Annotated in this window: 15 protein-coding genes; 4 read left to right on the forward strand and 11 right to left on the reverse strand. The window is 69.2% G+C overall.

Annotation, left to right across the window (positions count from 1 at the left end; translation table 11 throughout):
- Nucleotides 1–2 precede the first annotated feature (2 nt).
- The 5 genes from AB0I19_RS13210 to AB0I19_RS13230 all read right to left on the reverse strand — a co-directional run bounded on the left by AB0I19_RS13210 (nt 3) and on the right by AB0I19_RS13230 (nt 6,195).
- On the reverse strand, nt 3–971 hold the full coding sequence (locus tag AB0I19_RS13210) for a GAF domain-containing protein (protein WP_357148123.1): 969 nt from the start codon (nt 969–971) through the stop codon (nt 3–5).
- Nucleotides 972–2,789 (reverse strand): EAL domain-containing protein, encoded by a 1,818-nt coding sequence (locus tag AB0I19_RS13215; RefSeq protein ID WP_067485939.1) that lies wholly within the window; start codon nt 2,787–2,789, stop codon nt 972–974.
- Nucleotides 2,790–2,857: 68 nt separating this feature from the next.
- A complete protein-coding gene (locus tag AB0I19_RS13220) occupies nt 2,858–5,005 on the reverse strand; it encodes an Rv1355c family protein (protein ID WP_357148126.1) in 2,148 nt (715 codons plus the stop codon).
- 309 nt (nt 5,006–5,314) lie between these two features.
- On the reverse strand, nt 5,315–5,755 hold the full coding sequence (locus AB0I19_RS13225; RefSeq protein WP_067485474.1) for an AraC family transcriptional regulator: 441 nt from the start codon (nt 5,753–5,755) through the stop codon (nt 5,315–5,317).
- On the reverse strand, nt 5,752–6,195 hold the full coding sequence (locus AB0I19_RS13230; protein WP_067485472.1) for a GyrI-like domain-containing protein: 444 nt from the start codon (nt 6,193–6,195) through the stop codon (nt 5,752–5,754). The genes AB0I19_RS13225 and AB0I19_RS13230 overlap by 4 nt, the downstream gene beginning before the upstream one ends.
- Nucleotides 6,196–6,377: 182 nt before the next feature.
- On the opposite strand from AB0I19_RS13230, the gene AB0I19_RS13235 reads away from it, so the two are divergent.
- Entirely contained in the window at nt 6,378–8,555 is a 2,178-nt protein-coding gene (locus AB0I19_RS13235; RefSeq protein ID WP_357148129.1) for a hypothetical protein, read from the forward strand.
- Here AB0I19_RS13235 and AB0I19_RS13240 read toward each other — a convergent pair.
- Nucleotides 8,548–9,474, reverse strand: coding sequence for an alpha/beta hydrolase family protein (locus tag AB0I19_RS13240; RefSeq protein ID WP_167353258.1), 927 nt, complete (start codon nt 9,472–9,474; stop codon nt 8,548–8,550). The two genes, AB0I19_RS13235 and AB0I19_RS13240, sit on opposite strands and share 8 nt — an antisense overlap.
- Nucleotides 9,475–9,765: 291 nt before the next feature.
- On the opposite strand from AB0I19_RS13240, the gene AB0I19_RS13245 reads away from it, so the two are divergent.
- Nucleotides 9,766–11,256, forward strand: coding sequence for an MDR family MFS transporter (locus tag AB0I19_RS13245; RefSeq protein ID WP_357148133.1), 1,491 nt, complete (start codon nt 9,766–9,768; stop codon nt 11,254–11,256).
- A gap of 60 nt (nt 11,257–11,316) precedes the next feature.
- On the opposite strand, the gene AB0I19_RS13250 is transcribed toward AB0I19_RS13245, so the two are convergent.
- Nucleotides 11,317–11,946, reverse strand: coding sequence for a hypothetical protein (locus AB0I19_RS13250; protein ID WP_357148136.1), 630 nt, complete (start codon nt 11,944–11,946; stop codon nt 11,317–11,319).
- A gap of 150 nt (nt 11,947–12,096) precedes the next feature.
- Here AB0I19_RS13250 and AB0I19_RS13255 point away from each other — a divergent pair, with 150 nt between their 5' ends.
- Entirely contained in the window at nt 12,097–15,240 is a 3,144-nt protein-coding gene (locus AB0I19_RS13255) for a BTAD domain-containing putative transcriptional regulator (protein ID WP_357148139.1), read from the forward strand.
- Here AB0I19_RS13255 and AB0I19_RS13260 read toward each other — a convergent pair.
- Together AB0I19_RS13260 and AB0I19_RS13265 are read right to left on the reverse strand one after the other, a co-directional pair.
- Nucleotides 15,224–16,000 carry an ABC transporter permease gene (locus AB0I19_RS13260; protein WP_357148142.1) on the reverse strand — a complete coding sequence of 259 codons (777 nt, stop codon included), beginning with the start codon at nt 15,998–16,000 and terminating at the stop codon, nt 15,224–15,226. The genes AB0I19_RS13255 and AB0I19_RS13260 overlap by 17 nt on opposite strands.
- On the reverse strand, nt 15,997–16,941 hold the full coding sequence (locus tag AB0I19_RS13265) for an ATP-binding cassette domain-containing protein (protein ID WP_357148145.1): 945 nt from the start codon (nt 16,939–16,941) through the stop codon (nt 15,997–15,999). Before AB0I19_RS13265 ends, AB0I19_RS13260 begins: the two co-directional genes overlap by 4 nt.
- Nucleotides 16,942–17,083: 142 nt before the next feature.
- On the opposite strand from AB0I19_RS13265, the gene AB0I19_RS13270 reads away from it, so the two are divergent.
- The gene (locus AB0I19_RS13270) at nt 17,084–17,560 is read left to right on the forward strand and encodes a GtrA family protein (protein WP_357148147.1); all 477 of its coding nucleotides are present in this window, start codon (nt 17,084–17,086) and stop codon (nt 17,558–17,560) included.
- An 8-nt stretch (nt 17,561–17,568) separates the two neighbouring features.
- Here AB0I19_RS13270 and AB0I19_RS13275 read toward each other — a convergent pair whose 3' ends face one another.
- Both AB0I19_RS13275 and AB0I19_RS13280 read right to left on the reverse strand, forming a co-directional pair.
- Nucleotides 17,569–18,417, reverse strand: a complete 849-nt coding sequence (locus AB0I19_RS13275; RefSeq protein WP_357148150.1) for an SDR family NAD(P)-dependent oxidoreductase — start codon at nt 18,415–18,417, stop codon at nt 17,569–17,571.
- A 159-nt stretch (nt 18,418–18,576) separates the two neighbouring features.
- Nucleotides 18,577–20,538, reverse strand: coding sequence for an AfsR/SARP family transcriptional regulator (locus tag AB0I19_RS13280; protein ID WP_357148152.1), 1,962 nt, complete (start codon nt 20,536–20,538; stop codon nt 18,577–18,579).
- Nucleotides 20,539–20,584 lie beyond the last annotated feature (46 nt).

A 20,584-nucleotide genomic window follows, 5' to 3' on the forward strand; every position in this document is an offset into this window, starting at 1 on the left:
GCTTAACCCGTTTCGCCGTCGAGCGAGGGCCGGACCCGGAGCAATCCGTGCCCGGTGGCGGCCGTGGTGACCGTCGCCAGCTCGGCATGCGCGCGGATCCACTCGCCCTCGGCGAAGCGCACCCGCAGCGTGAGCCGCCGCGTCGTGTCCGGAGCGTGCACCAGCTCGGCACAGGCGGCACGCAACGCGGTCAGATCGGTGGGGTCGATGGTCGGTCGTTCGACGGCCCAGCGATCCAGCGGCGGCGGTGGCTCAGCCACCCATTCGTAGATGACGCCGCTGGCGAGCAGGATCAACCCGGCGCCGACATCAACTCCCTTGGACACGGCGCGCAGCATCGCGACCTCGAGGTCGACCGTTTCGCCGCCGAGTTCGGGGACGGCGTGCATCAATCCGCTCACCCGGCGCAGCTCCGGCCGGGCCCGCGCCACCATTTGGAACCGGCGGACCTGTTCGTCGTCACCGAGCACGTCGACCGCTCCCTGCCAGCGCCCGCCTGGCTCGAGGGTGCTCGCCATCGCGAAATAGTCGACCCGGCCGTCGAAACGGACCATGCGCCCGAACGCCTCGGGCGGTGTGCGCACCACCCGCACGGCCGCTGGCTCGCGCGCGAAGATCAGTTCCTCCAGACCCGGCCCGTGATGGGCGAGTTCGGTGCGGGCGTCCCAATCCCAGGCGGCGACATGACGGCGTGGCGGCACGGGTGCGTCGGCCGGCCCGATCCAGACCTGGACGCCGTGTGTCCCGCCCAGTGCGCACCGCACGGGTTCGACGAAAACGACGGTGTCGCCCAGACGCGCGGATTCCCCAGCGCGTACCGCATCACGCAGCAGTTTGGCCTTGGCGGGGCCGATCGCGCGTGACCAGCGTTGTGGGGCGATCCATTCCCTGACCCGCGCGTTGTCGGCGACAAGAGCCGGTTCGAGATCCTCGGTGAGGGTCTCGACCAGTAACCACCCGTCGGCGGGCATTCAGCTGGGTGCCACGCCGCGTCCGGCACGTGGGAGATCGAGATCGAGCGGAATACGCCCCTCCCGAAGCTGAACCTCGACCTCCTCGGCGGGCATCGGTCGTGCGATCAGGAAGCCCTGGGCGCGATAGCAGCCGAGACCGACAAGGGTCCGGGCCGCCATGGGGGTCTCCACACCCTCGCCGACCACGCCGAGCCCGAACGAACCGGCCAGGCCGATAATGGATTTCACGATGGCGAGGTCGTCGTTGCTGTCGCCGAGGCGCTGCACGAAACCCCGGTCGATCTTCACCGCGTCCACCGGCAGGGCCTTCAGGTGCGACAGGGAGCTGTAACCGGTGCCGAAGTCGTCGATGGCGATCTGCACGCCCATCCGCTTGAGCCCGCGCAGGGTCACCCGGGTGCGCACGAGGTCTTGCACGACAACGTGTTCGGTGATCTCGAGGCACACCGAGCTGCCGTCGATCTCGAACAGGCGGAGAATGTCCTCGATCCGCTCGACGAAATCGGCGCTCACCAGCTGCACCGGCGACACATTGATCCGGATGACGACATTGGCCGCCAGGCCACGCCGCCGCCAGTCGGCGAATTGGGAACAGGCCGAACGGATCACCCAGCGGCCGAGCTCGCCCGCCAGGTTGGTCGCCTCGGCCACCGACACGAACGCGCCGGGCGGTAACAGGCCACGGGTGGGATGCTGCCAGCGCACCAGCGCCTCGAGCGCGACGATCCGGCCGGTGCGCAGGTCGACCTCGGGCTGGTAGTGCAGGATCAGCGACCCGTCGGAGACCGCGCTGCGCAGGTTCAGCTCCACATCGTCCTGGAGTTCGAACTGCGCGCGCATGGCGTCGGTGAACACCGCGACGCCGTTGCCCCCACCGGATTTGGCGGACAGGAGCGCGTGGTCGGCTCGGCGCAGGACATCCGACACCGAAGTCTCGCCCGGAATGCCCAGCGCCACACCGACACTCACGCCACGGCTCACCGACTCCTGGCCCACCGAGACCCGGCGCCCGATGAGTTGCTGAATGCGCGCGGCCTCGAGTTCGGCGGCGACCGCGTCCATCGGTTCGGCGGGCACGATCACGAATTCGTCGCCACCGAGGCGGGCGATCATGTCGTCGGGCCCGAGGTTCTGTTTCAGCCTGCGGGCGAGAGTGCGGATGAAATTGTCGCCCGCGCTGTGGCCGAGGAAATCGTTGAGGGCCTTGAGCCGGTCGAGATCGAGAAAGAAGGTGGCGACGGGGCCCGGGTTTTCGGGCGCGAGCCTGCGTTCCATGTATTCGAGCAGGGCACGCCGGTTGGCCAGGCCGGTGAGATCGTCGTGCAGGGCGATATAGCGCAGTTTCTCCTCGGCGACCACGCGCGCCTGCAGTTGCGCGAACAGGGCGGCGATCGCCTTGAGGACATTGAGTTCGCGCTTGGTCCAGGTGCGGTCGCCCATCTTCACGAAGCCGAGCACACCGGTGGACTCACCCCGCGAAACCAGCGGCACACAGGCCATGGCGACCTGCGGGATGCCGGAGGATTTGCGGATCGTTTCCTGGTAGTCCTCGCTGTCGTTACCGGGCCGAACGATCAGCGGTTCGGTGGCGAATTCGAGAGCGCGGAATACCGAGTCGGCCTTGTCGAACTCCACCACCCGTAACGGGTCGGGCACCGGCGTATCCGCGCGCTGCGGCCATTCGGCGACGAGCACGGTGGCGCGGCGGGTGCGGTCGGTATGGCGCAGATAGCTGAAATCGACGTCGAAATGTTCGACGAGTGCGGCGAGCACCCGCTCGCTCGCCGCCACCATGGTCGTGGCGTCGACACCCATCAACTCGGAGGCGACCTCGGTCACCAGTGAGTCGAGCGATTGCCGATGCACGCTGTCTCCGATCCGCGCTATCCGTCGTTCCTACTGCCAGGCACCGGCAACCGTCGACTGCGAACGCTCGCAGCGGCGGCGTAGCTCAGACGAAGAACCAATGCCACGTTCTCATCCTCAGAGATTTCCATGACGTCCAGGAAACGCCTCTGAATGCTGGCAAGTGTATCTGTGAACTCGGGAGAAACGCGGCGCAAATCCTCGGGCCGGTTCGCGTACAGGAACACCGGAGACACCGGCTGCACCGCCAGCCCCAGCAGTTGCGCCCGCAACCAGACCTTTTCGACGGCGGCACCGGCCCGCGCGTAGTCCGCGAGATCCGGTGCGCCGCCGCCGCGTTTCCGGAACCCGACGGTGACGAGCGCGGAACTCGACCGCACCCGGTCGACCGTGAATTCGCCGAGCGCGGTGCCCGCCGACCACTCACGCAACCGGGCCATCACATCGCTGCGGCTGCCGACCTGGAGTTTCGCGAGTTCGTCCGGTGCCGGGTCGAGGGTCCGCACGTCGATGCCGGTGCGGATATCCTCGCCCGGCCAGCGCAATTCGGCGTAGAGCTGCTGGTGCAGCTGCGGGGTGAGATAGCGGACGCGATCGCTGGCACCGAGCAGATCCGCGACCTCGGCGAGGCGTTCGCGCCCGGTGATCGCATGCACGATCGCTTGGTCGCCCGCTGCTCGCGCGAGGGCGGGCAGCACCGAATCCGGGAGGTCGGCGGCGTTGCCGAGGCGCCGGTTGGTGTGGCGCGCGCAGGCGAGCGGGTAATCGGCGGCGAGCTCGGCGTCGGTGCCGGGACGCAGTCGCAGGCGGGCGATCAGGGGTGCCGACGGGTCGTCGACGAGCAGTTGCGTGTCGCTGAGCAAACCGTGAGCGGCGGCCGCCGCCGTGGCGTTGTACAGCGCGGCACCGACGGCGACCGCGCTGCCGCGCAGGTCGACGTCCATCGCCGTCGTGTCCGTCGGATCGAGGGCGATCTCGATGAGCTCGTCGTCGCCGCGCAGGATCCACGGCTGCACGTTGCCGCCCGAGGGCGCGCGCTGCGCGCAGGCGAGGATCGTGCCGATGGTGTCGGTGGGCGGTGGCTCGTCGTCGAGTTCGGTGGCGTGGTCGTCGGCGTCGTCGTCGAGGTAGCCGGGTTCGGCGAGCGAATCCAGGGCGGCTTCGAGGTCGATGCGTGTTCGGCCCGACGACAGCTTCGTCCCGAGTCCGATCCGGCGGACCGCCGCGCTGACGATCGCGGCGCCCAGCTGCACCTCACCACCCAATTGTGGCCAGGTGGTGATGGTTTCGCCGACCTCGGCCAGGCTGGCGGCCATGCGCGCGGACAGCTGGGCCGGGTCGAGGATGCGCAGCACGTGGGGCGCCTTGGACCTGGTGTCGAGACCGGCGAGCTGGGCGCCGGTGGTCGCACCGAGCAGACCGTGGAAGGGTTCGCGGCCGGGTTCGAGGTCGTAGCGCTCGACGTCGAACAGGCCGCGGTCGTTGGTGTCCATCAGCAGCGGGATGCGCCTGCGGCGGGCGGCTTCGCGGACCGCGAATTTGATGTCGAGCGAATCGCATTCCTCGACGACGAGGGAGAGCCCGTCGAGGAATTCGTCGGCGGTCTCGGTGAGCACACCGGTCTGCCAGATCTCCACCGGCAGGTAGGGGTCGAGTTCGGCGATGCGGCGGGCGGTGACCACCGCTTTGTTCACGCCGACGTCGAACAATCCGCCCGGGACCCGGTTGAGGTTCGACAGCTCGATGGTGTCGAAGTCGGCAAGGCGCAGCAGCCCGCAGGTGCCCTCGAGGGCCAGCGTGTAGGCCACCGAATGGCCGACGCTCTGCCCGACGACGCCGACGCGCAGTTCCCGCAGCCGCCGCTGTTCGTCGCGGGTGAGCTTGTTGCGGTTGCGGTCCGAGCGGATCGCGGTGAAGGCATCGGGCCCGAGCACGGCGACGAGCGCGTTGCGCCACGGGTAGTGCACCCACCGTTCCTCGCCGGGGTCGAGCCCCGGGGGTGGACCGGTGAGCTGATCGAGTTCGGCGCGCAGTCCGGCGCGCAGGTCGACGGTCTGGATGCCAGGGATGTCGGCGAGCTGCCGCAAGGTTGCCCGGTCGGTGGGGTCGCGCGGATCGAGCAGACGTGGCCGGTAGTCCGCCGTCTGTGGTGCTTGTTCGTTCATCTAGCGATCGACCCCACGAAAACGTGCCGTCGCGACCGCGGTGCTGTGACGGTGAATCCGCCGCAACCGCGTTTCGCCGCATGCTGCATCGACAGCCATCGGGTTCCTACTCCATGCTTCACGCCCGCAAGGGGTCGGCGTCCCATAGATGCCGACTGGTGCAGTATCCGTCATCGGTTACGAATCCACCAGACAAGTGGCTAATTTCCCGGAAACCTTCTGAGCCAGTTGAAATAACCGCAGGTCAGAAGCGGTTAGGGTGCACTGAGTAAATTTTCGCAGACCGTACGGTCCGAATGCAGCTACCCGTCAGTTATCGACTTGGATCGAGACGAACAGTTCCACGTCGGTCGGCCCGTGCCAGACCTCGATCTCCTCGCGGTAGGCGCGCGAGATCTCGGCGGAGGCGGTGGCGTCGTCGACCTGGGCCCACACGTCCTCGACCGGGTCGTGGTAATCGCCGTTGGGCGCGAAGCGGGCGTAGATGCCCTTGGGGACGCTGACCATCAGGTCACCGACGGGCACCTCGTCGGGCGTGGCGAATTCGCGGGCGACCAGGGCGTTCCAGTTGCCCGCCGGGTCCGGCACGTAAACGGTGTGCAGCGGTTCGCGCCCGCCGGGACGGTCGCGCAGCCGGTCCTTGAGGAACTCGATCAGATCGCTGTTGGAGACCTTGAAGCTGGGATGCACGCGCGGCACGGCGAGGCCGCCGTAGAGCGCCCCGCCGCGGACCACGATCGTGTAGGTCATCGCGGATCGACCGCCAGGTACAGGTCGATCTTGTACGCGTGCGGGTAGCACTCGAAATCGCCGGTGAAGGTGCGTTTGATCTGGTTGTGTTCCTCGGCGTAGGCGATCTGGGTCCACAGATCCGTCATCACCTGGGGAAAGTTACCGACCGAGGAGAAGCGGGCGTAGGCGCCGCGCGGGAGCCGGGCGGCGAGATGGCCACGGGTGACCTGATCGAGCGAATCGCACTGATAGCCGACGATCTGGGTGTTGTAGGTGCCGAGCTCGCCGCTGAAATCGGTGTAGGCGCTGGCCAGTGGCCCGCCGAGATCCTGGTGCAGGACCGCCGACCAGGCGGCTTCGAGGTCGTGGTCGCGCAGCTTACCGAGTGCGCGTTTGGGACTGCGGACCGGCAAACCGGCCACCCAGGTCTCGTCCCGCTCGACGATTTCGAACTGCATTGATGACTCTCTCGAAGGTCGGCACGGTTGCGCCATGCTATCAACATCGGTCGACCCCACCTAACCACAGCTGAGCTGGTCAAACGTCCATCACCACGCGGGGCATTGTCCGATTCACCTCCATGCCCTAAGCTCCCGCGCTCGTGTGGGTACGCGCGGCGCTCGAAGCGCGAAAACAAGTGATGCGGTGGGCAGGACTTGTCGTTGTCGCGGTCCTGGCGGGGTACATCGCGGTGTTGCTGGGCGACGCGCGCCATTTCTACACCGACGATACCGAGGCCCAGTACGTGCCCATGTGGCAGCTGCTCGGCGCCGAACTGCGCGCCGGCCGTTTCCCGGCGATGGTCCCGTGGGAATGGATGGCGGGCAACTACAGCCTCGAGGAGGCCGGGCTCTACAACCCGGCCCAGCTGCTGGTGTATCTGCTCGCGCCCTCGTTCGACGATCTGGCCGGTTACGCCACGGCCGTGAAGTTCGTGTTCTCCGCGATCGCGGCGCTCGGCGTGTTCCGTATCTGCCTGGCCTACGGTGCGCGGGCGCCGTGGGCGGCACTGGCCGGTGTGGCGTTCCCCTTCAGCGGCTGGTTCCTGTTCTTCGACGAGGCGAGCTGGTTCACCTCCCAGACGGGCACCGCGTGGCTCGTGCACGCCTGGGCCTCGGCGGTGCTCTACGCGCGCAAACGATCCGGCCCGATCCCGCTGTTCGTGTTCCTGTACCTGGCGCTGACGATCCAATACGTCTTCCCGGCCGTCGAAGCCGCGCTGATGATCGTGGCCGTGGCCGCCGGGGAGTACCTGTATCAGCGCAAGTGGGTGCCGGTGCTGCGGATGCTGACCGCCGCCGGTCTCGCCGCGCTGGCCTCGCTGATCGCGAATCTGCCGCTGCTGCTGTCGTCCCAGGCCACCTGGCGCGGCGACGTCTCCACCATCCACAACGATCCGTTCCTCACGGTGCCGTGGTCGGAATCGCTCAATGCCAGTCTGCCCAGCACGGTTCCGGCGTTCACCGCGTGGTGGGGGCATGTGCAACCACTGCCGATGGTCTACATCGCGTGGTTCGTGATTCCGGCGCTGGCCTTCATCGATTGGAAGGCGGCGGCGAAGTCGGCGAGCGAGTGGAGCGGCATCGCCCTGTTCGCGGTGGCGACGCTGATGTGGACGGCGGGACCGGGCGCGATCGGGCCGCTGCGCTGGCCCGCGCGGGTGCTGCCGATGCTCGCCATCGCCGTGCTCGTGCTCGTCTGCGTTCTGCTCAGCAGGTACGGGGTGTTCGCGTCGTCGCGGCGGCGGTACGCGGCGGCGGGCGCGTTGATCGGGCTGCTGTTCATCCGATCCTTCTCGGCCGCACCGGAACTCCTCGTCCGGCATGTGCTCGCGGTCGTCGCGGTCGTGGCGATGGGAGCGGGCGCGCTGTGGCTCGCGCGTCATCGTGGCGTGGCAGCGGCGGCGACGGCGATGATCGCCGCGACCATGCCCATCGCGTTCGCACAGGTCGCGGCTGCTCCGGAAACCCCACTGTCCTACGGGTTCCCGGAGCGGCGCTCGGAGATGCTCGCCGCCTTCCCCGATTTCGGCGGGCGCACACTGCAATTGGCCGATCGCATCGCGGTGCGCGACGAGGAACGCACGCTCGCGGGCACTTACGGATCGATCGCGCTCGGTAGCTATGCCAAGAACATGGGCCTGCAGTACGTGAACGGGTACACCCCCGTCGGGCACGCCGCCTTCGCGGGACTGCTGTGCATGGCATGGGACGGTGGCACCTGCCCGGACGCCTATCGCCGGGTGTTCGCCGTCGAACCGTCGACCGACACACCGATCGTCGACCTGATGCGACTGGATCGCGTTGTGCTGCAACGCGCGCAGTACCCGGACGCGGGCGAGAAACCCGCACCGCCGGGCTGGGCGTTCGTCCGCTACCCCGGCCACGAACACCAGATCTGGGTGCTGGAACGCGTGAATCCGCTGCCCTCCCCCGGCGACATGATCGCGCACGAATCCGGTGTCCACGCCACGGTGATGCCGGAGGCCGGACTCACCAACCGCGCGACCGTCTCATCCGGCACCGGCGGACGGATCGTGTTCTCCCGCCTGGCCTGGCCCGGCTACACGGCCACCCTCGGCCCGAGCGAGATCCCGACCCGCGCGGTGGCCGGCACCTTCCTCGCCGTCGACATTCCGCCGGGCACGCACAATGCCGAACTCACCATCACCTGGCGACCGCCCGGCCTGTCGATCAGCCTCACGGCGGCGCTACTGGCCGTGCTGGGGATCGCGGCACTGCACTGGTGGTACCGGCGCGAGGACGAACCGGCGGTCGAGGAACCGGCCGCCGAACGCCCCCGCGTCGCGGTCAGCTGATCGCGGCGGCCAGGTGCGGCCAGGCTTCGTGCAGGTCGGCCTCGAACTGACCCCAGGTGTGCGAACCGGTCGGCCGGTGCACGTGCACGGCCGGGATACCCAGCTGGGCGAGGCGTCCGGCGAAGGCGGCCGTGCAGGCGCCCGCGATGGTCTCGAGCGGCGGCATCGGCAGACCGCGGTCGGCCGCGCCCGGTGCGCCCGTCGCGGCGGCGAGGAAGATCGACTTGCCCGCGAGGCGACCGGCATTGGCGAAGACGTCGTGCTCGCGCCAGACGGGTCCGCCCGGAACGCCCCACATGTTGCCCGGGTTGCCGCCGCCCCGCACGGCCTGGGCGCTCGCCATCGCGATGCCCATCGGGTCGGCCGCCCACGGGCATCCGCTCAGCGCCGCGACCGCCGAGAACCGCGGGCCGCCCTGGATCGCCAGATCCAGCGCCGACGCCGCGCTCATGGACACGCCTGCGATGGCGTTGCGTCCGTTGGTGCCCAGCGCGCCGTCGATCACGCCGGGCAGTTCCTCGGTCAGGTAGGTCTCCCACCGCACGCGCCCGACCGCTGGATCGTCGGAGATCCAGTCGGTGTACAGGGTGAACGCACCGCCGACCGGCATCACCACATTGACGAACTTGTCGGCGAAGAAGTGCCGCACATCGGTGTTGTCCCACCAGGAGATGCCGTCGGCGCCGCCGCCCGCACCCGTGAGCAGGTACAGCGTCGGCGCACCCGCGCCTGCCGCCTTGATCACCTTGTTCTGCACGACCCGCCCCATCGCGGGCGAGTACACGTCGATCTGGGCGGCCCGGCCGCCCAGCGGCACCTCCCCCGTCACATGAGCCCCCGGATCGGCTGTCGCCCGGCCTCCACCGACAACAGCAACGATCGCGCACACCACAGCAAGCCACAACCTCGATGTAGTCACCGATCCGGTATACCCCCTGCCTCCGGGTTCGACACGGAAACACACGCGCTCGGCCGACAGCGCGACCGGATGGTGACCAGGGTCACTGCGTCCTGGACGTATGTCCTGTGAGGTGCTGGTGAGCTGCTGTTTCCGCCGATAGCCGAGCACTCGGCGCCCGGAAAACCAGATGATTTGTGTCGGTGGTGACCGGAATACTTGCCCGCGCCCGATGAGTTGGACCGACGGCCCCCGTCTTCTTTCTTGTGGTGCCCGCACACCCGCCGTTCCCCGCCCCGGAGGTTTACCCGAATGCCAGCCGATATATCCGCACCTGCCGCGAAGGAGCGGACGCCAACTGTCATCCGGGTCCTGGTGCTCGCGACCTTCGTCGTGATCCTCAACGAGACCATCATGATCAACGCGATCCCCCGCCTGATGGAGGATCTGAAGGTCACCGAGGTGGCCGCGCAGTGGGTGTCCACCGCGTTCATGCTCACCATGGCGGCGATCATCCCCACCACCGGCTGGTTCCTGCAGCGGGTCACGACCAGGACGGCCTACGCCACGGCGATGGCCACCTTCATGGCAGGCACCGTGCTCTCGGCCGTCGCGCCGACCTTCGCCGTGCTGCTCATCGGCCGGATCATCCAGGCCGGTGGCACCGCGGTGATGATGCCGCTGCTGATGACCACGCTGATGACCGTCGTCGCGGAGAAGGATCGCGGCCGGGTGATGGGCAACGTCACCCTGGCCATCTCGGTCGCGCCCGCGATGGGTCCGGTCGTGTCCGGGCTGGTGCTGCAGATCAGCGTGCCCCAGATCGACTCGTGGCGACTGCTCTTCGTGCTGATGCTGCCGATCACCGGCATCGTCACCTGGCTGGGTCTTCGCCAGCTCGAGAACGTCGGCGAGCCGGAGGCCGGGGCCATCGACCTGCTCAGTGTCGCGCTGGCGGCGCTCGGTTTCGGTGGGCTGGTGTACGGGCTGAGCAAGTTCCACGGTGACGACTACACGACCGCGATCACGATCGTCGCCGTCGGCCTGGCCATGATCGCCGCGTTCGCGCTGCGTCAGATCCGGTTGCAGCGCACCGGCACCCCGCTGCTCGACCTGCGTGTGCTGCTGGCGGGCACCTACACCAAGGCACTCGTGCTGATGTCGGTCGCGTTCCTGGCGATGATGGGTTCGATGATCCTGCTGCCGCTGTACCTGCAGAACCTGCGGCACCTGAGCCCGTTGGAAACCGGTCTGCTGGTGATGCCGGGTGGTCTGGCGATGGGTCTGCTCGGGCCGACCGTCGGCAAGCTGTTCGACAAGTTCGGTGGGCGCGTGCTGGTGATCCCCGGCTCGATCGGCATCACCGTCTCGCTGGCCGGCTTCACCCAGATCTCGACGGATATGCCCTACTGGCAGCTGCTCGGCCTGCACATCCTGATGATGGTGTCGCTGGCGGCCACGTTCACCCCGGTGTTCACCCTCGGCCTCGGCGCCCTGCCGATGAACCTGTACTCGCACGGCAGCTCGATGCTCGGCACCCTGCAGCAGGTGGCCGCGGCCTTCGGTACCGCGCTGGTGGTCACCGTGATGTCGGCGCGCAGTACCTCGCTCATCGACGCGGGCACCGACCCGGCGACGGCCGGCCTGGACGGTATGCGCCTGGCCTTCGGTGTCTCCGCCGTCCTCGCGCTGATCGTCATCGCGATGGCGGTGCTGCTGCCCGCTCGCGCGGCGGCCGACCCGCACGCCGCCCCGGCGGTGCAGGACGCCGAAGAGGAAACCCCGGAGCTGGTCAAGAACTGACCTGGTCCCAGCGAAGCCCCCGTTCCTCGTGGACGGGGGTTTCGTCGTTCTCCCGGCCGGTCAGGCCGCGGGACGGATGATGATGTCGCCGACGGTGTTCCGTGCGTGCAGGCGCACCGACTCACCGTTCGGTGCGACCGGCACGATCGTGTTGCGCACCGCGCCGACGGTCGCCTCGGTCTCGAGCTGCACGGCGGTGCCGGGGCGGATGCCCACCTCCAGCTCGCCCATGGAGGTCTCCACCCGGATCTCGCCGCTGGTCACCTCGCCGATGCGGATGTCGCCCTTGGCGACCTTGGCGGTGACCGGTCCGGTGGGGCGTTCGAGGACGATGTCGCCTAGGGAGATCGTCAGGTCGCAGGCGCCGAGCGCACCGTTGCCGCGCAGCTGTCCGACTCCGGCAGTTCCGGTGAGATGTGAGCCGGTCGGCACCTCGATGGTCAGCTCGATCGACGGGTTACCACCGAACGGGCTGTGGGTGCGCCAGCTCTTGGGCGTCACCACCGTGAGCTTGCCGTCGGCGAAGTTCACCTCGGTCTGTTCGGCGACGCGCACGTCGCCCTTCTTGCCCGGATCGGACGGCGCGACGGTGACAACGGCGTCGGTGCGGTCGGAGGCGATGACGGTGACGCCTGCCGACAGGACATCGACGCTGACGGTGACCGGTTCGGTGGTGGCGAAGGTGTACATCGGGTGCTCCTCGGTGGATCCGTTCGGTTGATGACCATACTGTCGCGACCGGCGCTGACACGAGGCTGACACCACCCTGACGCACCCGGGGACACCCTATCCGGACAGGCGACCAGCTGTGGTGGGCATCGCCCGGTCACCCGGTGCACAATGGGCGACGTGCAGATCGGAATGCTCGGGCCGCTGGAGATCCGGACAGCAGACGGTGGATCGATAGCGATACCCGGCGCCCGACTGCGGGCATTGCTCATCGCCCTCGCGCTGGAACCGGGCCGCGCCGTTCCCAAGACCCGGCTCGTCGACCTGATCTGGGACGAACAACCTCCGGCCGACGCCGCGAATGCCTTGCAGGCGCTGGTTTCCCGGCTGCGCAGACTGCTGCCCGACGGTTCACTCGAGGTGCAGGCGGGCGGGTACCGTCTCGCCGTCGAATCCGGCGCCGTCGACGCGGTGCGCTTCGAACGGCTGCTCGACGAAGCGCGCGGCACCGACGACCCGCGTCAGGCCGAACTGCTGCGCGAGGCACTGGAACTCTGGCGCGGCGAGCCGCTGCAGGATGTCGCCGACAGTGCCCCGTTCGACCCGGTGGTCACCCGTTTCCAGGGGCTGCGCCTGGCCGCGATGGAGGACCGGTACGAGGCCGAGGTGCGGCTGGGTCGTGGCCCGGAGGTCGTCGCCGAGCTCACCGAAGTCGTCGCGCGGCATCCGGTTCAGGAGCGACTGGTGGCCGCGTTGATGCGCGCGCTCGGCGCGGCGGGTCGCGGGGCCGAGGCGCTGGTGGTGTACCAGCGCACCCGCGAGGCGCTGGCCGACGAACTCGGCGTCGACCCGTCACCGGAGCTGTCGGAGCTGCACGTCGCGCTGTTGCGCGGCGAGGTCGGTGCCCGGCCCGCGCAGCGCTCGACGAACCTGCGCGCCGAGCTCACCAGCTATATCGGCAAGCACGGCGACATCGCCGTGGTACGCGAACTCCTTGCGACACACCGGCTCACGACGATCACCGGCCCCGGTGGCTCGGGCAAGACCCGGCTGGCGGTGGAAACCGCCCGCACCATGCTCGACGACCTCCCCGAGGGCGCGTGGCTGGTGGAACTCGCCGCCACCGACGCGAGCGGTGACCTCGCCCAATTGGCCTTCGCGGCACTCGGCAGGCGCGACGCGCTGATCGGCGACACTCCGAACGCCGAACCGATGGACCGGCTCGTCGCCGCCATCGGCGACCGGGAGACGCTGCTGATCCTCGACAACTGCGAGCACGTGATCGAGGCCGCCGCCACCTTCGCCCACCGGATCCTCGGTGAGTGCACGGGTCTGCGCATCCTGGCGACGAGCCGGGAACCGCTCGGCATCACCGGCGAGGCGCTGTGGCAGGTCGCGCCGCTCACGGTGCCGAGGGAGAACGCCGACCCGCAGGCGATCGAGTCCTCCCCCGCCGTCGTCCTGCTGCGCGACCGTGCGGGCGCGGTGCGCGGCGACCTCGGTTCCGACGCAACAGCTTTGGCGACCATGGCCCAGGTGTGCCGGGCCCTGGACGGTATCCCCCTCGCGATCGAGCTGGCGGCGGCGAGGCTGCGCACCATGTCGCTCGAGCAGCTCGCCCACCGCCTCGACGACCGGTTCCGCCTGCTCACCGGCGGCAGCCGCACCGCGATCGCCCAGCACCGCACGCTCCGCGCGGTGGTCGACTGGAGTTGGGAACTGCTGTCGGACGCGGAGAAGACCGTGCTGCGCAGGCTCGCGGTGTTCTCCGGCGGCGCGAGTCTCGAAGCGGCCGAACAGGTCTGCGCCGACGGTGCGGTGGTGCAGGACTGGGAGGTGCTCGAACACCTCACCACCCTGACCGAGAAGTCGCTGCTCACCGTCAGCGAGAATCCGCAGCCGCGTTACCGCATGCTCGAGACCATCAAGCAGTACGCCGCCGAACGCCTCGACGAGGCGGGCGACGCCGAATCCGCACGCCGAGCGCACATCTCGCACTTCATCACGCTGGCGGCCACCGCCGAACCGCACCTGCGCCGCGCCGAGCAGCTCGACTGGCTCGCCGTACTCGAGGCCGACCACGACAACCTCGCGGTCGCCATGCGCACGGCCCTCGCCGCCGCCGACGCCGATGCCGCGATGCGTCTGGCCGCCGCGGCGGGCTGGTACTGGTGGCTGGCCGGGTACAAGGGCGAGGGCACCGAGTTCGTCCTGGCCGCCGCCGAACTGTCCGGCGACGTGGACGACGGGACACGGGCAACCGTGTACGCCCTGGTCGTGCACTTCCTCAGCGGCGGGCGCAGTGGTGAACACGAGGTCGGTGAGTGGATCCGCAAGGCCAACCGGTACGGCCGCGACAGCCGGGGCGGACATCCCGCGCTGCGGTTCACCGGTGCGCTGGAGCGCATCCTGGCCGGTCCCGAGCACTATCTGCCCGCGTTCGAATCGCTGCTCGCCGACGATGATCCGTGGGTGCGCGCACTGGCCCGGCTGCAACTGGGCAAGCTGCGCACCGTGCTCGGCCATCCGGGTCGTACGGCCGACGAACTGCTCGAGCAGGCGCTCGCGGAATTCCGTGTCATCGGCGAGCGCTGGGGGATGTCGTTCGCGCTGACCGAGCTGGCCAACCGCACGGCCATGCGCGGCGAATTCGATGCCGCCTGCGCGCTTTTCGACGAGGCGATCGCGGTGGTCACCGAGGTCGGCACGCTCGAGGCCGTGGTGCGGATGCGCGCACGCCAAGCCCAGCTGTACTGGCTGCTCGACGACACCGAGGCGAGCGAGGCGGCGCTGGCGCACGCGCAGGAGTGCGCGGACCGCACCGGCTGGCCGACCTCGCTGGCCGAGGTCGCGCTCGTCCGGGCCGAATTGGCCAGGTGGAGTGGCGAACCCGTGCTCGCGCAACAGCAGATGGAACTGGCACAGAAACTGCTCGGTGACGAGGCCGGGCAACCGGTGGTCAGCGCCATGGCACACGATCTGCGCGGTTATCTCGCCGCCGATCTCGACGAGGCACGTACCAGCCACCGCGCGGCCTTCCAGGCCGCATCGAGCGCCGGTCACGCGGCGCTGCTGGCCCAGATCCTCGTCGGGATCGCGGATCTGGCCTTGCGCGCCGAACAACCCGAGCAGGCCGCCCGCCTGCTCGGTGCCGCCACCGTCACCCGTGGTGTGCCCGACCTGTCGCTGCCCGACGCGGCCCGCATCGAGGAGCAGACACGCCGAAGCCTCGGCGAAGCGGATTTCGCCGAGGCGGTGGCTCGTGGGTCGGAGTCGGATGTCGCCGAACTGGTCGAGCTCACACTCGCTTGCTGAAGGTCGAGCGCGACCACACATAGCCGATCACCGCGAAGCCCGCACACCAGGCGAAGGCGGCGACGGTGTGGCCGCCCGACGGCGTACCGGCCAGGAAACCGCGCACCGATTCGATGATCGGGGTGAAGGGCTGGTACTCGGCGAACTGCCGCACACCGGGCCCCATCTTCTCGGCGGGCACGATCGCGCTGCTCAGGAAGGGCAGCATGAGCAGCGGAACCACCGACATGCCCGCGGCCTCCGGGGTCTTGGCGGCCATGCCGAGGGCGACGGTGAGCCAGGCGGCGGCGAAGGCGGTCGCCAGCAGTACACCGAGCGCGCCGAGCCACTGCACCGCGCTCGCCGGTGAACGGAACCCGAGCGCGAAACCGACGCCGAGCACGGCCGTCAGGGCGATCACATTGGTGACGATGCTCGCCGCGACATGCCCGGTGAGGACGGCACCGCGCGACACATCCATCACCTTGAACCGGTTGATGACGCCCTTGGTCATGTCCGAGCTCACCGACACCGCCGTGCCGGACAGGCCGTAGCTGATGGCGAGCATGAGCATGCCCGGCACCGCGTAGTCGATGTAGTTCTCGCCGACATCGAAGGCGTCACCGAAGACATAGACGAAGATCAGCATCATCATCACCGGCATCAGCGCGGCGTTGAAGATGGTCACCGGGCTGCGGGTGATGTGGGTGGAGTTGCGCCGCAACATAACCGACGAATCGAACAGTGCGCCGGTCAGCGGGTTGGACGTGGTGGTGCTCATCGGGCTTCGGCCTCCTGGGTTGCGCGCCCGGTGAGGGCGAGGAAAACATCGTCGAGATCGGGGGTGTGGATGGAGACCTCGTCGGCCTCGAGGTCGTGGGCGGCGAGCCGATCCATCAGGGCGCGAAGGTTTTTCGTTCCGCCGTCGCCGGGGACGCTCAAAGTGAGCGAGTCCTCGTCGGGAACCGAGTCGGCCAGGGCACGGGCGGCGGCAGCGAGTTCGACGGCACCGCTGAAGCGGAACTCGATGTGGCTGCCGGGAATTCGGCGCTTGAGTTCGCTCGCGGTACCTTCGGCGACGATGCGGCCCTGGTCGAGCACCGCGATCTTGTCGGCCAGCTGATCGGCTTCCTCGAGGTACTGGGTGGTGAGGAAGATCGTCACGCCCTCGTCGGTGAGTTCACGCACCATGTCCCACATGGTGCGGCGGCTGCGAGGATCAAGGCCGGTGGTCGGTTCGTCGAGGAAGATGATCCGCGGCTTGGTCACCAGCGTCATCGCCAGATCGAGCTTGCGGCGCATACCGCCGGAGTAGCTGCCCGCCTGCTTGTTCGCCGACTCGACCAGGTCGAAACGCTCGAGCAGATCGGCGATCACCCGTTTGCCCGCGGCACCGCGCAGGCGGTGCAGGTCGGCCATCAGCCGCAGGTTCTCCGCACCGGTGAGCAGGTCGTCGACGGCGGCGAACTGGCCGGTGACGCCGATGGCCTTACGGACCGCCTTGGTCTCGGCCGTCAGGTCATGGCCCGCCACCCGTGCGGTGCCCGCGTCGACCTGAAGCAGCGTGGTGAGCACATTGACAGTGGTGGTCTTGCCCGCGCCGTTCGGGCCGAGCAGGGAGAAGATGCTGCCCGCTTCGACGGTGATGTCGATGCCGTCGAGAACCTTCTTGTCCCCGTAGGACTTCCGCAGCCCCGAGGCGGCGATTGCTGTGCTGTTCATGCCGGCAACCATCGCCGGGCAGGCTGACACCGGGCTGACGGCGACCTGACACCTCCCCTGACACACATCGGTTTCATGCGTGCGCGATGTCTGTCAGTGCGGCGTCAGGTCCGCGTCAGCGTTCCGGGCGACCGTACTTTTCGTGAACAGCATCGCCATCGCCCCGGTCTTCGGTCCCCTCGTCGTCCCCGCGCCGGACTGGTCCCGTCTGTACGCCTGGGGCCGCCGGTTCGCACTCGGCGACCACGCCGTGGCTCAGCTGCTGCGCTTCGCGGTGGTCGGGGGCGTCAGCAACATCGCGTACGTGCTGCTGTTCATGGCCTGCACCGGCCTCGGCCCCCTCACCGCCAATGTCGCGGGCTCCGTGGTGAGCACGGTGATAGCCAACGAACTGCACCGCCGCCTCACCTTCCGCACCACCGCCGTCCCCTGGTTCACGGCCCAATATCAGGGCGGCGGCCTCGCGCTGATCGGCCTCGGCGTCACGACAGTCGCCCTGGCCGCCCTCGAATCCTTCGCCCCCACCCTCGGCGACCTCACCCAGGCCGGCGCCATGCTGGCGATCATGGCCGCCGTCGGCATGGCCCGCTTCCTGAGCCTCCGCTACCTGGTCTTCTGATCCCCGGCTCAGATACCGGCGGCTCTGACGACAGCGTCGGTGAGGCGCGGGGAAAGAGCCGACATCAGTCGCAGCACTCCGGCATAGACGGGGTACAGCTCGACCGGCTGATCCCGGACGGCGGTGAGTACCCACCGCGCGGCCTGGTCGGGGGTGAGGGCCGCTCGGCTGTCGTACTCGGCGGTGGGACTGATCATCGGAGTGCGCACGAGCGGGAAACCGATGGTGGTCACCTTGATACCGGTTCCGTGGCATTCCGCGCCGACACTGCGGCCGAAGGCGGCGAGGGCTGCTTTGGAAGCGTGGTAGGCGCTGAACTTCGGCATCACCCCGGCGGTGGTTCCCCAGGTACCGATATTGATGATGTGGCCGCGGTTCACCAGGCGCAGCGCGGGCAGCATCGCCAGCGTCAACCGGACGGGCCCGAAGTAGTTGACCGCCATGGTCCGTTCGTAGTCGTGAGCCCGTTCGGCGGCGTCGAGCGCCGTGCGCCGGATCGAACGTCCCGCGTTGTTGATGATGATGTCCGGAACCCCGAACAGGTCGAGCACCGTCGTGGCCAGTGCGCCGACCTGATCGGCGTCCGTCATATCGCACGGCACCGCGTGCGCGCTCCCACCCGCGGCGGCGATGTCGGCGCAGACCTGATCGAGCCGCTCCCGATCGCGGGCGACGGCGACGACAAGGGCACCGTGGCTCGCCAACAGGTGCGCGGTGGTCTCACCGATCCCCGACGACGCCCCGGTCAGCACGACAACTTTCCCGCTGAGGTCGACCGGCCCCGAAAGAGCCGCACCCAGCACGGATTTGGCGGTGGGTGCGGGATTGAGAAGAACCTTCGTCACGGGATTGTTCATCACGCCTGCCCTGGTTCGGAGATGAGTGGGGGCCGACTGCCTCGCAGCGACTCTCCAGCGAATCGACCGAATGCCAAGTTACCGGCGAACTGCTGCGATTTGCCCCACGAAGGGGTGCGCATTCTCGGGGGAGGCGCCGTCGCCGGGGGTGCGAGGCAATCAGTTCCGGGCTGCTTCCAGTTCCGCGAGGTAGTCGGTGACGGGGCCGGCTGTAAACAAACCGCCTGCCGCGCCTGCGAATTCGGCGGCCGCGGGTAGCAGGGCGGTGTGGGCGCGGGCGATGGTGTCCTGGTCACCGACCAGCAGTGCGGCGCGGCCGAGGACGCACCAGAGTGCTTCGGCGTGCGGATCCCTCGGTGGATCAGGGAGGCCGCGCAGGGCGAGGCGCGCGGCTGCGAGGTCGCCGGATTCGGCCAGGAGCAGCGGCCGGATCCACGGCTCGGCCGGGCCCCACTCCGTGCCCGGCTCGGGCCGGAACGAGCGGTGGTGTTGCAGGTGCAGACCGAGCAGGGCCAAGGGCAGCAGTCCGTCGGCCAGCCCCGGCATCCCGGACCCCGGCAGGAGTTCGGCGGCGCGCTGATATGCGGACCGTGCCTGGTCGAAAGGCTCGGTGACCGCCGTGCGCAGGGCTCGATACCAGGTGGTGAAGACACCGACCAGCGGCAGGTCGTGCCGGGCCGACAGCTCGTCGACCGCTCGCGCGTGAGTGTCGGCCAGCTTGAGATCGATTGCGGCGGAAGCGGATTGTAGGTTCATCAGGTGACCGAGGACGGCGGTCCGTACCATGCCGTGCTCCTCGCCGAGGGCCAGGAGACGCTCTCCGAGTACGGCACGTTCGGCGGACAGACCGGTGCGGGCGAAGCTCTGCATGTAAGCACCGTTCAAGGCATAGGCCAGCAATGGCGCATCCCCCATTTCGCGCGCCAACCGTTCGGCTTCGCGGGCGGCGCGTTCGGCGCGCGGTCCGGCGTCGACCCCGCGGGACTCCACCGCGATCGTCGCCAGCAGTCGGCAGCGCAGCACGGCGGGCCCGTCCGATATCGCGGCGAGCGCGCGTTCGGTGCTGCGGACCAGCGACCGGGCCCGGGCCGGGTCGTCGGAGCGGGGCCACACGGCGGGGACGTCGTAGGCGCCGATCACGCGCGCGGTCAGGATCGGGTCGCCGAGTTGCTCGGCGGCGGTGACGGCCGCGGCCCGATGCCGCTGTGCCGCATCGAGTCCCGCACCGCCGGTGACGGCCAGGTCGCGCATCAAACCGACCGTGGATTCGAGCCGGACGCGGTCGGAGACGGTGCTGTCGTAGGCGGCGGTCGCCTGCGCCCACAACCGGGCCGCGTCACCGGTGCGATCCAGGTAGCCGGCTTGGCGCAGGACGTCTTGTTCCAGCCGGGCCAGGCGAGGACCGGGTTCGAGACCGAGGTGGTCGCGCAGCATCGCCCGCGCGCGCCGCAGCACCGTGAGGGCGTCGGCCTGCCGACCGGAGCGATACAGCGCGAGCACCAGCAGGTGCCAGGCGTCTTCCCGCCACGGGTGTTCGACGACGTGCGCGTCCAGGTCGGCTACGGCGGCGGCCGTGTCACCGAGTTCGATCCGCGCCGCGGCCAGTCGCTCGACCGCGAGCGAGCGCAGTTCGGTGAGCCGGCTGCGCGGCGCCACCGCCCACGGCGCGTCGCCTGCTTCGGCGTAAGCGGGTCCGCGCCACCAGCTCAGCGCTTCGCTCAGTCCGGTCACCACCCGGGCAGGCGGGGCGTCGCCGAGCGCTTCGACCGTGTGGGCGAAGCGCCACACGTCCACCGCGTCGTCGGGCAGGCGCAGCGCGTAGCCGGGCCCTTCGGTGACCAGCACCCGTGCCGGGGTGCGCGGGGCACGCTCGGGCTCGAGGCCCCGGCGCAACGCGGCGACGAAGGTGCGCACCGTGCCGACGGGATCGCGGGGTGGTTCGTCCCACAGGTCTGCCACCAGCACGTCGACCGGAACCACCCGGCGGTGGGCGGCGACCAGTCTGGCCAGTACGGCACGCTGGCGCGGCCCACCGAGCGCGACCGGCGCACCGGCCTCGTCGAGCGCCCGCACCGCCCCGAACACACCGATCTCCACCCGACGTACCGTACCGACGCTCATCGGTTGCTCATTCGCGGCACGCACTCTTGACCGGACCGAACGAATG

This window comes from Nocardia sp. NPDC050413 (assembly GCF_040655475.1).
In the GTDB taxonomy this organism is placed as follows: domain Bacteria; phylum Actinomycetota; class Actinomycetes; order Mycobacteriales; family Mycobacteriaceae; genus Nocardia; species Nocardia coubleae.

Bases quoted from the DNA above. Each gene is read 5' to 3' on its own strand.
- AB0I19_RS13260 (WP_357148142.1), bottom strand. From the start codon at position 16,000: ATGAGCACCACCACGTCCAACCCGCTGACCGGCGCACTGTTCGATTCG.
- AB0I19_RS13215 (WP_067485939.1), bottom strand. From the start codon at position 2,789: ATGGGTGTCGACGCCACGACCATGGTGGCGGCGAGCGAGCGGGTGCTC.
- AB0I19_RS13245 (WP_357148133.1), top strand. From the start codon at position 9,766: ATGCCAGCCGATATATCCGCACCTGCCGCGAAGGAGCGGACGCCAACT.
- AB0I19_RS13280 (WP_357148152.1), bottom strand. From the start codon at position 20,538: ATGAGCGTCGGTACGGTACGTCGGGTGGAGATCGGTGTGTTCGGGGCG.
- AB0I19_RS13220 (WP_357148126.1), bottom strand. From the start codon at position 5,005: ATGAACGAACAAGCACCACAGACGGCGGACTACCGGCCACGTCTGCTC.
- AB0I19_RS13255 (WP_357148139.1), top strand. From the start codon at position 12,097: ATGGGCGACGTGCAGATCGGAATGCTCGGGCCGCTGGAGATCCGGACA.
- AB0I19_RS13235 (WP_357148129.1), top strand. From the start codon at position 6,378: ATGCGGTGGGCAGGACTTGTCGTTGTCGCGGTCCTGGCGGGGTACATC.
- AB0I19_RS13225 (WP_067485474.1), bottom strand. From the start codon at position 5,755: ATGACCTACACGATCGTGGTCCGCGGCGGGGCGCTCTACGGCGGCCTC.
- AB0I19_RS13250 (WP_357148136.1), bottom strand. From the start codon at position 11,946: ATGTACACCTTCGCCACCACCGAACCGGTCACCGTCAGCGTCGATGTC.
- AB0I19_RS13265 (WP_357148145.1), bottom strand. From the start codon at position 16,941: ATGAACAGCACAGCAATCGCCGCCTCGGGGCTGCGGAAGTCCTACGGG.
- AB0I19_RS13210 (WP_357148123.1), bottom strand. From the start codon at position 971: ATGCCCGCCGACGGGTGGTTACTGGTCGAGACCCTCACCGAGGATCTC.
- AB0I19_RS13230 (WP_067485472.1), bottom strand. From the start codon at position 6,195: ATGCAGTTCGAAATCGTCGAGCGGGACGAGACCTGGGTGGCCGGTTTG.
- AB0I19_RS13275 (WP_357148150.1), bottom strand. From the start codon at position 18,417: ATGAACAATCCCGTGACGAAGGTTCTTCTCAATCCCGCACCCACCGCC.